Origin of the sequence: Thalassospira sp. (genome assembly GCF_030690045.1) — a bacterium.
GTDB lineage: Bacteria > Pseudomonadota > Alphaproteobacteria > Rhodospirillales > Thalassospiraceae > Thalassospira.
Map to the genome: position 1 here is coordinate 200,143 of NZ_JAUYHK010000011.1, position 13,103 is coordinate 213,245.

General features: G+C 54.4%; 12 protein-coding genes. 8 read left to right on the forward strand and 4 right to left on the reverse strand.

Annotated features, from left to right (window positions below):
- Window positions 1-251 precede the first annotated feature (251 nt).
- The 6 genes from pdhA (at window position 252) to Q8O73_RS06835 (ending at window position 7,165) form a co-directional block, all read left to right on the forward strand.
- The gene (pdhA, locus tag Q8O73_RS06810) at window positions 252-1,262 is read left to right on the forward strand and encodes a pyruvate dehydrogenase (acetyl-transferring) E1 component subunit alpha (protein WP_305556735.1); all 1,011 of its coding nucleotides are present in this window, start codon (window positions 252-254) and stop codon (window positions 1,260-1,262) included.
- Window positions 1,263-1,318: 56 nt separating this feature from the next.
- The gene (locus Q8O73_RS06815; protein ID WP_305556738.1) at window positions 1,319-2,755 is read left to right on the forward strand and encodes a pyruvate dehydrogenase complex E1 component subunit beta; all 1,437 of its coding nucleotides are present in this window, start codon (window positions 1,319-1,321) and stop codon (window positions 2,753-2,755) included.
- Window positions 2,756-2,819: 64 nt separating this feature from the next.
- Window positions 2,820-4,118, forward strand: a complete 1,299-nt coding sequence (locus tag Q8O73_RS06820; protein WP_305556740.1) for a pyruvate dehydrogenase complex dihydrolipoamide acetyltransferase — start codon at window positions 2,820-2,822, stop codon at window positions 4,116-4,118.
- Window positions 4,119-4,212: 94 nt separating this feature from the next.
- Window positions 4,213-5,610 carry a dihydrolipoyl dehydrogenase gene (lpdA, locus tag Q8O73_RS06825; RefSeq protein WP_305556742.1) on the forward strand — a complete coding sequence of 466 codons (1,398 nt, stop codon included), beginning with the start codon at window positions 4,213-4,215 and terminating at the stop codon, window positions 5,608-5,610.
- Between the two features lie 106 nt (window positions 5,611-5,716).
- Complete coding sequence (lipA, locus tag Q8O73_RS06830) at window positions 5,717-6,685, forward strand: lipoyl synthase (protein ID WP_305556744.1); 969 nt, start codon at window positions 5,717-5,719, stop codon at window positions 6,683-6,685.
- 36 nt (window positions 6,686-6,721) lie between these two features.
- Window positions 6,722-7,165, forward strand: coding sequence for a type II toxin-antitoxin system RatA family toxin (locus Q8O73_RS06835; protein ID WP_305556746.1), 444 nt, complete (start codon window positions 6,722-6,724; stop codon window positions 7,163-7,165).
- Here Q8O73_RS06835 and Q8O73_RS06840 read toward each other — a convergent pair.
- Together Q8O73_RS06840 and Q8O73_RS06845 are read right to left on the reverse strand one after the other, a co-directional pair.
- Window positions 7,144-7,662: a CinA family protein gene (locus Q8O73_RS06840; protein ID WP_305556748.1), complete on the reverse strand. Its 519-nt coding sequence runs from the start codon at window positions 7,660-7,662 to the stop codon at window positions 7,144-7,146. The genes Q8O73_RS06835 and Q8O73_RS06840 overlap by 22 nt on opposite strands.
- 2 nt (window positions 7,663-7,664) lie before the next feature.
- Entirely contained in the window at window positions 7,665-8,147 is a 483-nt protein-coding gene (locus Q8O73_RS06845; RefSeq protein ID WP_305556750.1) for a phosphatidylglycerophosphatase A, read from the reverse strand.
- A 248-nt stretch (window positions 8,148-8,395) separates the two neighbouring features.
- Between Q8O73_RS06845 and Q8O73_RS06850 the strand changes: the two genes are divergently transcribed.
- Window positions 8,396-9,721, forward strand: a complete 1,326-nt coding sequence (locus Q8O73_RS06850; RefSeq protein ID WP_305556752.1) for a M23 family metallopeptidase — start codon at window positions 8,396-8,398, stop codon at window positions 9,719-9,721.
- Complete coding sequence (locus tag Q8O73_RS06855; RefSeq protein WP_305556753.1) at window positions 9,684-10,151, forward strand: polymer-forming cytoskeletal protein; 468 nt, start codon at window positions 9,684-9,686, stop codon at window positions 10,149-10,151. The genes Q8O73_RS06850 and Q8O73_RS06855 overlap by 38 nt, the downstream gene beginning before the upstream one ends.
- Before the next feature lie 77 nt (window positions 10,152-10,228).
- On the opposite strand, the gene Q8O73_RS06860 is transcribed toward Q8O73_RS06855, so the two are convergent.
- Entirely contained in the window at window positions 10,229-10,921 is a 693-nt protein-coding gene (locus Q8O73_RS06860) for a haloacid dehalogenase type II (protein ID WP_305556754.1), read from the reverse strand.
- A gap of 32 nt (window positions 10,922-10,953) precedes the next feature.
- Window positions 10,954-12,966: a lytic transglycosylase domain-containing protein gene (locus Q8O73_RS06865; protein WP_305556755.1), complete on the reverse strand. Its 2,013-nt coding sequence runs from the start codon at window positions 12,964-12,966 to the stop codon at window positions 10,954-10,956.
- Between the last annotated feature and the right edge of the window lie 137 nt (window positions 12,967-13,103).

Genomic DNA, 13,103 nt, shown 5'->3' on the forward strand with positions numbered 1-13,103 from the left:
TCATCACGAGAGAGATTTAGAACAATTCGGCAAGTTGCTGAAAAGCCTGAGAATATCGGTTTTGTTAGAAATACAAAAAATAACCACATTTCGGTTTATAATCGATTGTGCGTTGCAAAACAATGCCTTAAGGGGTGTCTGACCCCTTGCCTGAGCAGGGTGTTTGGGGTACTCATTTCGGTGGTAAAGTACCGAATTAAGCGGCTCTTCGGAGTGCAAGCTTAAGCCAAAGCCATCCATCGGGAGGAAATATGGCGACCACAAAACGCAAACGCGCCACAACGCGCGCCGACAATCAGGCGAGCAGTGACGATCTCCTGAACTATTACCGTGACATGCTGCTGATCCGTCGATTTGAAGAAAAGGCCGGTCAACTTTACGGCATGGGACTGATTGGTGGTTTTTGTCACCTGTATATCGGTCAGGAAGCAGTGGTTGTCGGCATGCAGGCCGCAATTACCGGCGATGATGGTGTGATCACCAGTTATCGCGATCACGGGCATATGCTGGCCTGCGGCATGGACCCCGCCGGGGTGATGGCCGAGCTGACTGGCCGCGAAGGCGGATATTCCCGCGGCAAGGGCGGTTCGATGCATATGTTCTCGAAAGAGAAAAATTTCTATGGCGGGCACGGCATTGTCGGCGGTCAGGTGCCGCTGGGAACCGGTATTGCCTTCAATTACAAATATCGTGGTGAAGACAAAGTGTGTCTGACCTATCTGGGCGATGGTGCCGTCAATCAGGGGCAGGTCTATGAGGCCTTTAATATGGCCGCACTCTGGAAATTGCCGGTGGTTTATTGCATCGAGAATAACCAGTACGCCATGGGCACTTCGGCCCAGCGCCATTCCGCCAGCCCGGATTTATATATGCGCGGTTCGGCCTATGGCATTCCGGGTGAACAGGTTGACGGCATGGATGTTCTGGCCGTCAAGGAAGCCGGTGAACGTGCCGTTGCGCATTGTCGTGAAGGTAAGGGGCCGTATATCCTTGAGCTGAAAACCTATCGTTATCGCGGACATTCGATGTCCGATCCGGCCAAATACCGGACAAAAGAAGAACTCGATACGATGCGCAAGGAGCATGATCCGATTGACATGGTCAAAAAGCTTTTGATCGATGCCTCTATCGTTGATGAAGCCGGTCTGAAAGAGATCGACAAGGCCGTGAAAGCGGAAGTCGCCAAGGCGGCTGAATTTGCCCAGAACAGTCCGGAACCCGATATTTCGGAACTGTTCACCGATATTCTGATTGACGCCTGATCAGGCTGTCGCGCAAACCGCTTTTGACCATATAATTTCCCGAAAGAGAGGGAATCATGCCGATTGAAGTTTTGATGCCGGCGCTATCGCCGACCATGACCGAGGGCACTCTTGCCAAATGGAACGTTAAGGAAGGTGACACGGTTGCCTCCGGTGACGTAATTGCCGAAATTGAAACCGACAAGGCGACGATGGAAGTCGAAGCCGTCGATGAAGGCAAGATCGGCAAACTGGTTATTGCCGAAGGAACCGAAAATGTCGCGGTTAATGCCGTGATTGCCTATATTCTTGAAGAAAGCGAAGACGCATCGGCACTTGATGGTGTTTCGGCCAGTGCACAGGCTTCCAAGGCCGACGCAAAGTCTGCTGATGAACCCAAGAAAGCTGAACCTGCTGCGGCAAGCGTATCTGCGGCCCCGATGGCGGCATCCGGTGCGATTGAACGGGCATCGGGCGATCCGCGCGCCATGAGCGTGATGAACGAAACCCGCGACGAAAAAACCTATAGCTCGTTTAAAACCCAGACCGTGCGCGAAGCCTTGCGCGATGCCATGGCCGAAGAAATGCGGGCCAATGGTGATGTTCTGGTGATGGGCGAAGAAGTCGCACAGTATCAGGGGGCCTATAAGGTTACCCAAGGGTTGCTTGACGAATTTGGCGACAAGCGCGTGATCGATACGCCGATTACCGAATACGGGTTTTCCGGTCTGGCGACCGGGGCGGCCTTTATGGGGTTACGGCCGGTTGTTGAATTCATGACCTTCAATTTTGCCATGCAGGCGATTGACCACATCATCAATTCGGCCGCCAAGACCCTTTATATGTCCGGTGGGCAGTTGGGCTGCCCGATTGTATTCCGGGGACCCAATGGGGCGGCATCGCGCGTCGGTGCCCAGCATTCGCAATGCTATGCTTCGTGGTATGCGCATTGCCCGGGACTGAAAGTGGTATCGCCGTGGTCGGCTGCCGATGCCAAGGGCCTTCTGAAGGCTGCGATCCGAGATCCGAACCCGGTGGTGTTTCTTGAAAACGAAATGCTGTACGGGCAAAGTTTTGACGTGCCCGATGATGACGATTTTGTCCTGCCGATCGGGCAGGCCAAGATTGAACGCGAAGGAACGGATGTGACCATCGTTGCCTTCTCGATCATGGTTGGTAAGGCGCTGAAAGCGGCGGAAAAACTGGCCGAAGAAGGCATTTCTGCCGAAGTCATCAACTTGCGCACCATTCGTCCTTTGGACGTCAACACGATTGTGCGTTCGGTGATGAAAACCAATCGCCTTGTGACATGCGAGGAAGGCTGGCATTTCGCCGGGATCGGGGCCGAGATTGCAACCGTGATCATGGAACATGCGTTCGATTATCTTGATGCGCCGGTGGCGCGTGTCACGGGCGAAGATGTGCCGATGCCTTATGCGGCAAATCTTGAGGTTCTGGCATTGCCGCAGGACCAGCATATCGTCGATGCGGCCAAGGCCGTTTGCTATCGCTGATTGAAAACGGACAGGGGCAGGCGCCGGTTACAGTGCGCCGCCCCGCTACCGGGAGATTGCGTTTATGCCGATCCAAGTTCTGATGCCGGCCCTGTCGCCGACCATGACCGAAGGCACACTGGCCAAATGGCATGTTAAAGAAGGTGATACCGTCGAATCCGGCGATGTCATCGCTGAAATTGAAACCGACAAGGCAACGATGGAAGTCGAAGCCGTTGATGAAGGTACGGTCGGGAAGCTCCTTGTTTCCGAAGGTAGTGAAGGAGTTGCGGTTAATGCCGTGATTGCCCTGTTGCTGGAAGAAGGTGAGGACAAGGGCGCACTTGATGGTGCTGATACCGTCGCGCCCAAAGTGGCCGTCGATAAGGCCCCAGCTACCGAAGACGCCAAAGCAGCCCCGGTAGAAAAACCGGCCCCTGCGGCGGCAAAATCACCGACTGATCGCGTCAAGGCCAGCCCGCTGGCACGCCGGATAGCGGCACAGGAAGGTGTTGATTTGTCAGATGTCGATGGTTCTGGCCCGCGGGGGCGCATCGTCAAACGCGATATCGAAGCCTCCATGTCCGCCAAACCGGCCAGCGCAGCGGCACCGTCCAAGACGGCTGGCGAAGCCCCGGTTGCTTCGGCCAAATCGGCACCGGCTGCAAGTGGCTGGAACCCGGATCTGACCGGTTTGCCGGAATATGAGGAAATCCCGAATAGTTCGATGCGCAAGGTAATTGCCCGTCGCCTGACGGAATCCAAACAGCAGGTTCCGCATTTCTATCTGACGGTGGATTGCGAAATCGACAAATTGTTGGCGATCCGCAAGCAGTTGAACGACAAGGCGGCAGACGGGGTCAAGATTTCGGTCAATGACATTGTCATTCGCGCCGTATCGCTTGCCCTGAAAAAGGTTCCGGCGGCCAATGCCGTCTGGACCGATGCCGCCATTCTGCGCTGCAAGCAGCAGGATATTTCGGTGGCCGTGTCGATTGACGGCGGTCTGATTACCCCCGTGATCCGCAATGCGGGCGGCAAGGGGCTTGCTGAAATCTCGACCGAAATGAAGGACCTTGCGGGCAAGGCCCGCAGCGGCAAACTCAAGCCCGAGGAATTCCAGGGTGGGACCTTCTCGGTTTCCAACCTGGGGATGTTTGGCATCAAGGAATTTGCCGCCATCATCAATCCGCCGCAAGGCTGTATTCTGGCTGTCGGGGCGGGTGAACAGCGCGCCGTGGTCAAGGATGGGGCACTTGCCATCGCCACCGTCATGAGTTGCACCCTGTCGGTTGACCATCGTGTGGTCGATGGGGCGGTCGGTGCTGAATTCATGGCTGAATTCAAGAAGCTGATTGAAGACCCACTGAGCATGCTGCTCTGAGGTTTTTGTTGCGCGGGGGCTTTAGTAAGTCCCCGCAAGCTTTTGAATTTCAATACCTGTTATCTCCGTGATAACAGGTTAGGGAGATCGCAAAATGGCGGACAATCAATTCGACGTAATCATCATTGGGGCAGGTCCTGGTGGCTATGTAACGGCCATTCGTTCGGCACAGCTTGGCCTGAAAACGGCCATTGTCGAACGTGAACATCTGGGCGGAATTTGCCTAAACTGGGGTTGTATCCCGACCAAGGCCCTGCTGCGTTCGGCCGAAGTTTATCGCAATATGTTGCATGCCAAGAATTACGGCCTGAGCTGTGAAAAACCGGGATTTGATCTGGCTGCGGTTGTGGAACGGTCGCGCGGCGTGTCCAAACAGCTTGCCGGCGGTGTCGGTCATCTCTTGAAAAAGAACAAGGTGACGGTGATTACCGGCGAGGCCAAATTTGACGGCCCGAAAAAAATCGTTGTTGAAGGTAAGGACGCAGGCACTTACACGGCCAAACATTACATCATTGCGACCGGTGCGCGTTCGCGTTCGTTCCCGGGGCTTGAGCCCGATGGCAAGGTGGTCTGGGAATATAAAAAGGCGATGACGCCCGATAAAATGCCCAAAAGCCTTGTGGTGATCGGGTCGGGCGCGATTGGTATTGAATTTGCCAGTTTCTACCACACCATGGGTGCCGATGTGACCGTGGTGGAAATCATGCCGCAGATCATGCCGGTTGAAGACAAGGATATTTCTGCCCTTGCGCAAAAGATGATGACCAAGGACGGTATGAAAATAATGACCGAAGCCAAGGTTGCCGGTCTGAACCGCAATGCTGACAATGTCGTGGTGACCATCGAGACCAAGGATGGTAAGAAACAGGAACTGACGGTGGACCGGGTGATTTCCGCCGTTGGTGTGATCGGCAATACCGAGGGGCTGAACCTTGAAAGCACCAAGGTCAAGGTTGATCGCAATGTCATTGAGACCGATGAATATTCACGAACGGCGGAACCGGGCATTTATGCGATTGGCGATGTTGCCGGTCCGCCGATGCTGGCCCACAAGGCCGAACATGAAGGCGTGATTTGCGTTGAAAAAATTGCCGGTGTCAAAAATGTGCATCCGATTGACCCGCACAAGATTCCGGGTTGCACATATTGCCATCCGCAGGTTGCCAGTGTTGGCCTGACCGAAGCCAAGGCCAAAGATGCCGGGTATGAGGTCAAGGTTGGCAAATTCCCGTTTATCGGTAATGGCAAGGCCGTGGCGCTGGGTGAGGCCGAAGGTCTGGTCAAAACTGTTTTTGATGCAAAAACCGGTGAATTGCTGGGCGCACATATGGTCGGGACCGAAGTTACCGAACTGATTCAGGGTTTTGTAGTGGCGATGGGTCTTGAAACCACTGAAGAAGATTTGATGCATACGGTGTTCCCGCATCCGACCCTGTCGGAAATGATGCATGAATCGGTGCTTGACGCCTATGGCCGGGCGATCCACTTCTAGGATAGCGGTCCGGCTATGTCTTTCAGACCGGCTATGACGAATGTCGGTTTGACAAAACTGTGACAGGGCGGCACATTGCCGCCCGTCTCATCCTTCGGAGGTTATCATGTCAACGACGCGCACCGAAGCCCAGGCTCTGCGCCACCCGGAAAAGCAAAAGAACCCGGACCGTCCGTCCGGGCGCAAACCCGAGTGGATTCGCGTCAAGGCGCCGACCTCCAAGGGTTATCAGGAGACCCGCGATCTGGCGCGAGGGCTGAAACTGCATACAGTGTGCGAAGAAGCTGCCTGTCCGAATATCGGTGAATGCTGGCAGAAGAAACATGCCTCGTTCATGATTATGGGCGATACCTGCACGCGTGCCTGCGCCTTTTGTAATGTCAAAACCGGTATGCCCGGTGCGTTGGACCCGTTCGAGCCGGAAAATCTGGCGATGGCGGTTGCCGATATGCAGTTGAAGCATGTGGTGATCACCTCGGTTGACCGTGACGATTTACCCGATGGCGGGGCGACGCATTTTGCCCGTGTGATCGAAGCCATCCGTTTCAAGGCCCCGCAAACCACCATTGAAATTCTAACCCCGGATTTCCGCGACAAACCCGGTGCGGTCGAAATTGTCGTCAAGGCTCGCCCGGACGTGTTTAACCACAATCTGGAAACCGTGCCTCGGCTTTACCCAACCATTCGCCCTGGTGCGCGGTTTTATCAATCCCTGCGTATTCTGGACCGGGTCAAACAACTTGACCCGACGATTTTCACCAAATCCGGCTTGATGGTTGGTCTGGGCGAACAGCGCCATGAACTGGGGCAGGTGATGGACGACCTTCGGGTCGCCGATGTCGATTTTCTGACCATCGGGCAATATTTGCAGCCAACCCTGAAACATGCGCCGGTGGATCGGTTTGTGACCCCGGATGAATTTCGCGATTATGCCTCGATGGCACGCGGCAAGGGGTTCTTGCTGGTGGCATCCACGCCGCTGACCCGGTCAAGTTATCATGCGGATCGGGACTTTGAAGAACTGCGCGCTGCGCGTGAAAAGAAACTGGCCACCACGGCAACCGCCGCCGAATAAGCGGCGATTACGCAAAAAAGACAGGAGAAAACAGCCTTGCCGACGCATGCGGAGCGCAGGAAGCTGCCCTATACGCCGGAACAGTTGTTCGATCTGGTCGCAGATATCGATTCCTATTCCGAATTTTTGCCGTGGTGTGCGGCATCAAGGGTTCGCAAACGCGAAGGCGATGTCCTGCATGCTGATCTGGTGATCGGTTTTAAAATGTTTCGGGAAAAGTACACATCGAAGGTCACCTTGCAGCACCCGAACCGGGTGGATGTTGAATATTTGCAGGGACCGTTCAAATATCTGAACAATCACTGGGTTTTTGAACCGGCGGAAGACGGCGGTACCTGGCTTGATTTTTATGTCGATTTTGAATTCAAGTCGTCAATTTTGCAAAAAATGATCGGCATGGTGTTTAATGAAGCCGTCAAATTAATGGTGGGGGCCTTTGAAACCCGTGCCCATCAGGTTTATGGCGAACCGAATTCCTGATCATTGCGGGCCATCATGTCTTCAATCAGGGCAAAGGCTTCGAGCACCGTGGCACGGCGGACCTGATGACGGTCACCATCAAATATCTTGCGCCGATGCAATGTCGGATGTTTCTCCGCGGCACAGGCCAGATGCACCAGCCCGACCGGTTTTTCCGGCGAACCACCGCCCGGACCGGCAATGCCGGTAACCGCGACCGTGATGGTGGCCTCTGGAGCATGGCGCAGGGCTCCTTCGGCCATGGCGCGGGCCACGGGTTCAGAAACCGCCCCGAATTCCGCCAGCAAGGCCGGGTCGACCCCCAGCATCGCCATCTTGGCGGCGTTGGAATAGGTAACAAAGCCACCGTCCACGGCGGCTGAACTGCCGTCAATGGCGGTCAGGGTGGCTGCAATCAGCCCGCCCGTGCAGGATTCGGCGGTTGCGATCATTTCGGCATGGCGTTTGGCCAATGCGATCAGGTGGCGGGCGGCATCTTGCATTTCGGCATCCGACATGATCAGAATCCCCCGATCAACAGGCGTGCGACAATGAGAACCCCCATCCCAAACAATCCAGCCAGAACATCATCCAGCATGATTCCCATCCCGCCACTGACCCGGCGATCAACCCAGCCAATTGGCCAGGGCTTGAGAATATCAAAAATACGAAACAGAACGAATCCGGCAAGCAGCCAACCAAGATCGGAAATTTCACCGATCAGCGGCAAGGGCAACAGACACAGCCATTGGCCAACCACCTCGTCAATGACGATTTCCCCGGCATCGTGTTGTCCGATCATTTTGCTGTAATGATGCGATACATAAAGGCCGATCAGAAACAGGATTGCCGCCGCCCCGAAAAGCCAAGGCGTGCCATAAAGGGCAAGAATCCAGCCAAGGGGCAGGGCCGCCAGTGACCCCATGGTTCCGGGGGCTTTGGGAAACTTGCCACTGTAAAACCATGTGGCGGCAATGGTGAGGGCAAGTTGGGAAATGCGCATGGATTTTCTGATTGTGAGAAGGGGCTGTTTCTTCCAACTAACACAAGCAAGATTGAAACGGGTGCTTTTTTGCGATTAATCTTGCGTTAACGGGCTTGCCTGATTGCTGCGTAACAGGTAGCGTAAAGAAAAATAGATGACTGGCTCTGGATCGCTCTGATTGCGATATGGGGGACGCTGGTTAAAATCAAGAGTGTGTGGGTTGATAATTGTCATTGTGACACGGGTAGTAGGGGTAAGACGCGCAGATGTCGGTGCTGACACGCATTCGCCGCCGTATTGATAAATGGTTTCCTTACCGCGAGGTTCTGGTCCGGTCGAACGATGCCGTCATCCAGTTACGCTTTGGGAAATTCAAACAATTAGCCCTGACGATCATCGGGGCGATGGTCTTGACGTGGACGGTGGGTGTTACCGGATATTCTTGGTATATGGATCAAAGGCTCAGTCTGCGTGAAGAACAATTGTTCCGCAGCGAACTGGCCTATAACGAACTGATCAATCGCGTTACCGAAAGCCAGCGCCGGTTTGGCGAAATTACCACCCAGATCGAAGGCACCCATCGCAATCTGTTGCAGATGGCCGAAACCAATCAGCGTCTTCAGGCCCGCGTTCAGGATTTCAGCGTCAAGCTGGCCGACAGCGAGAAAGAAAAAGTCCGGATTTCAGTTCTGCGCACCTCAATGGATAACCAGATGGGGGCCTTGCAGCAACAAATCGACGGTATTACCAACCGCAATCTGGCATTGCGCGATGAACTGGAAACGGTTGAAACCGTGATGTCACGGGTGATGCGTGAACGCGATCAGGCGGTTGAACGCAGCAAAAACCTTCAGCGCGACCTTGCCGACGCCAGACAAAGAATTGTCGATCTGCATACGGTGCAAAAACAGGCGATGGAGCGTGTGGCCGAGCATGCTGACAGTTCGATTTCCGAACTTGAATCCGTTTTGAAAATGACGGGCTTGCCGGTTGAATCGCTGCTTGGCGACTCTTTTGACGATGTTTCACCGCCCGGTGTTGGCGGACCTTTTATCGAATTTCGCCCGGAAACACCGGAAGACGAAGTGTTTTTGAATGCGGCTCTTGCTGTTGGCAGCCGCATGAACCAGCTTGCCAGTTTACAAAATGTGATCAAGCGCATGCCGCTAGGCGACCCGGCAGACACTTATTATGTGTCAAGCCTGTTTGGCAAACGCAAGGACCCGTTCAACAACAAATGGGCCTATCATTCTGGGGTGGATCTTGCGGCCCCCCTGAAAACGCCGATCTATTCGACTGGTCCGGGCAAGGTTACCTTTGCGGGCTGGAGCGAAACATACGGAAAAATGGTCGATATAGACCATGGGGGCGGCATCACAACCAGATACGCCCATCTTAACAAGATCCTCGTCAAGAAGGGTCAGGATTTGAATTATCGGGATAAAATCGCATTGATGGGAACCTCGGGTCGCAGTACCGGCAGCCATGTGCATTACGAGGTGCTGGTGAACGGCAAGGAGGTTGATCCCATCAAGTTTATTGAGGCGGGACGCTATGTTTTCAAAGCCGAGCAAAACAACACAGACAACTAAAAGCACGACCCATGCATCAGGTTCTTCTGCCAAGGGAGGCCTGTCAATCATCAATGCCGATCTGCGCGTATCGGGGGATCTGATTTCGGATTCCGATGTGCAGGTCGATGGATTTGTCGATGGCGACATCCGGACACGCAATCTTACCATTGGTCAAACAGGCGAAGTTCGCGGCGAGATCGTTGCGGACCGTATTCGCGTTTGTGGCACCATTCATGGTCAGATACGAGCCAAGGATGTGTCACTGGCCGATAGCGCCAAGGTAATTGGCGATATTCTGCATGAAAGCCTGTCGATCGAACCGGGTGCCCATCTTGAAGGTCACTGTCGCCGCGTTGAAAGCGCGATGGCCGAAGAAGGTGGTTTGACCGTGATTCAGGCCGGACAAATTGTTGCATCCAATGTCAAGAAAGACATAAAGCTGTCGTAAGACAGATGATTGCAGACCAGAATATCAAAGAGGCGGCCTGTTTTGCAGACCGCCTCTTTTCTTTGCCAGATAACAGATCAGGATGATTGGCCGATCAGCGGCAATAATTCATCAAGTTGCGATAATGTGGCATCGGCCTGATAGGACAGCATTTCGACCGGTTGTTGCGCCCGGTTGATCCATGCGGTTTTAAAACCGTAATGCCCGGCTCCTGCAATATCCCAGCCATTGGACGACTGAAAGGCAATTTCACCGGGATCAAGTTCAAGTGCATCGGACGCAAGTTTGTAAACAGTCGGGTGTGGTTTATAGGTTTTGATGTCATCAACGCATAGAATGGCGTCAAGAAGCGGTAAAATGCCCGATGCCTTTGCCGCCGAAATCAGCATATGCCGTGCCCCGTTGGACAGGATGGCAATCTTGTGACCGCGTTCTTTCAAAGAGGTCAGGGTGGCGGTAACATCGGGAAAAATATCCAGAGACAGATAGGTTTCCATCAATTTCGCCCGCAGGGCAGGGTCGGTGCGCCCGGTGGCCGCCATGGCGTAGTCCAGAGAATCCCCGGTGACCGACCAGAAATCGACAAAATCGCCCATCAATGATCGCAACCAGGTGTATTCAAGCTGTTTTTGTCGCCACAGGGTCGAAAGGCGGTCGGCCTCGTTGCCAATGCGGCTGCGGTGATGGGCAACAGCCGATCCCACATCAAACAGGGTACCATAAGCATCGAATACGAATGCGCGGCAGGACGAAAATACGTTCTCGGACATGTGTTCTTGCCTCCTGATTGTTGCCGTGAACGTTACTCTTCTTCGGTGTTCATCGCGACTTCGTCGCGGGCAAAGCGGCGACGATAGACATAGGTGCCTTCCAGCACGCGCTGAACATAATTGCGGGTTTCCTTATAGGGGATCATCTCGATCCAGTCGATGGCATCGACATCCGGGTCGCGTGGATCCCCATATTCATTGATCCATTCGCGCACCCGTGTCGGTCCGGCGTTGTAAGAGGCAATCGTCAGGATTTCCTCGCCATTCCAGCGATCCAGAAGCCATGACAGATATTCCCGACCCAACTGAATGTTAAACGCCGGATCTTCGGTCAGGCGGTCAACTTCGTAATCAAGTTTCAGCGATTGCGCCAACCGCACCGCTGTCGCAGGCATGATTTGCATCAGACCGCGTGCGCCGGCATGGGAAACGGCGGTTGTGCTGAACAGGCTTTCCTGCCGGATGATGGCATGGACAAGACCGGGGTCAGGTTTTTTGCCCAGCGGCACCAGATCATGGACCGGGTAGGCGGCATCAAGATATGCCCCGCCAGATTGAATACCACGCTTTGCCGCCAGCACGGCCAGATCGGTGCGGCCATATTCCCGCGCCATTTCAGTGGCCATTGCCAGCATTTCCGGGCTGTTGCCCTGTTCGACAAGCGCCATGACAAATGGCCGGATCACATTACCAAGCCCCATATTGCCCAGCGTGCGCGAAACAATTGTCAGTTCATTTTTCTCGAATTCATCCCGTTGTTCCGGGGTTGGAACAGGCTGTTCAACGGAATAACTGATGGCCCCGCCCAATTCATCATTGGCCAGTTGCCCATAATAGGTATGGGCATGGGTTGCCGCGATCTGGAACCATTCCTGTGCCTGTTGACTATCCCCAGCTGCCTTGCTCGCACGTCCTGCCCAATAGGCCCCGCGCGATTTGCTGATGGGAAACTGGACAACTTCGTACAGGTTTTGGAAATGCGCCAAGGCAATGCGCGAATCCCCAAGGAATTGCAGCGCAATCCAGCCTGCAAGCCATTCGGCATCGGCAATATCGGCCGCCTGGGTCTGCCCGTGATTGGCAACCAGCTGATAGGCGTCGGTGATGTGACCTTTTTGCAAGGCGCGCCGCGAAAGAATGGCCTTTTCAAGCCACCAGTATTCAGGACGGATGGAAATATAGGCAAGGTCATTGGCCTGATTCAGAAGCATATCACGGGCTTCCTGATCGCGCCCCTTGATGCGCCGCCAGCGAACCCGTTCATACACAAGGCCGGGATCATTCTGATATTTCTGAGGAACGCGGGCAAGGGCACCATCCACCCCCCCGGCATCGGCCCGCAGGGCCATGCGCGCCAGTGCCAGACGGCGGTAATCCTCGTTGACATACTTCATCGTGCGTTCGGCAGGGCCGGTTCGGCCTTCCCACAACAGGCGGTCAAGTCGCTGCTGATAGACGGTTTGATCGATATATTTGCCATAGCGGTCAATGAAACGTTTTTCCTGACCAGAGCCGAAATTTTCATGCACCCAGCTATGGGTGATCAGCTGAATGGCGGCTTCTTCCTGACCGGCAGAGAGCAATGCCGAAATCTGGCGGGTAGCGCCATCAGCCGTCACCGGCGAGGATCGCTTGAACCACTCCAGAATGTCTGCATCAGGCACGGCATCGGTCATGACTTCTTCTGCACGCTGGCGTAAAAGTGCCTGACTGGGCCATGTTGGGTTGGCGTCGATGAAATGGGTGATTTCGGCAAAGGACCGCCCGGAATTGGGGCTGACCAGCCACATCCACTCAATCGCCTTTTGCATCAGGGGGTCATCAAAGGCCGGAAGAAATTGTTGCACCTTTTTGGTGCTGCCCTGTTCAAGAGCGGCAAGAAAGACGTTCAGGCGTGCCCGGCTGATACTGGAAAATGCCGGTGACGGCGGTGCGATCAGCAACGGCGATTCTTCCTGTGCCGCACTTGCCGGGCCTGCGAGAAAAAAAGATGCACCAAGGACGGCAGCACAGATAGAAAGCCGACCGGATATAGGAAACGCCATCGAATAAAACCCCTTATGTCCCCGGGCGAAAAACGCTCAAGACCATACGTATTATGGCAGTGAAATGGTCAAATGCCAAACAGTCTGCATCATATGCGTTCTGGTGCTTGCCGTATTGCCGAACAGCGGCTATTTTC

Excerpts from the sequence above, each read along its gene's own strand:
- pdhA (WP_305556735.1), top strand. The coding sequence starts at position 252 with ATGGCGACCACAAAACGCAAACGCGCCACAACGCGCGCCGACAATCAG.
- Q8O73_RS06815 (WP_305556738.1), top strand. The coding sequence starts at position 1,319 with ATGCCGATTGAAGTTTTGATGCCGGCGCTATCGCCGACCATGACCGAG.
- Q8O73_RS06820 (WP_305556740.1), top strand. The coding sequence starts at position 2,820 with ATGCCGATCCAAGTTCTGATGCCGGCCCTGTCGCCGACCATGACCGAA.
- lpdA (WP_305556742.1), top strand. The coding sequence starts at position 4,213 with ATGGCGGACAATCAATTCGACGTAATCATCATTGGGGCAGGTCCTGGT.
- lipA (WP_305556744.1), top strand. The coding sequence starts at position 5,717 with ATGTCAACGACGCGCACCGAAGCCCAGGCTCTGCGCCACCCGGAAAAG.
- Q8O73_RS06840 (WP_305556748.1), bottom strand. The coding sequence starts at position 7,662 with ATGTCGGATGCCGAAATGCAAGATGCCGCCCGCCACCTGATCGCATTG.
- Q8O73_RS06845 (WP_305556750.1), bottom strand. The coding sequence starts at position 8,147 with ATGCGCATTTCCCAACTTGCCCTCACCATTGCCGCCACATGGTTTTAC.
- Q8O73_RS06850 (WP_305556752.1), top strand. The coding sequence starts at position 8,396 with ATGTCGGTGCTGACACGCATTCGCCGCCGTATTGATAAATGGTTTCCT.
- Q8O73_RS06855 (WP_305556753.1), top strand. The coding sequence starts at position 9,684 with ATGTTTTCAAAGCCGAGCAAAACAACACAGACAACTAAAAGCACGACC.
- Q8O73_RS06860 (WP_305556754.1), bottom strand. The coding sequence starts at position 10,921 with ATGTCCGAGAACGTATTTTCGTCCTGCCGCGCATTCGTATTCGATGCT.
- Q8O73_RS06865 (WP_305556755.1), bottom strand. The coding sequence starts at position 12,966 with ATGGCGTTTCCTATATCCGGTCGGCTTTCTATCTGTGCTGCCGTCCTT.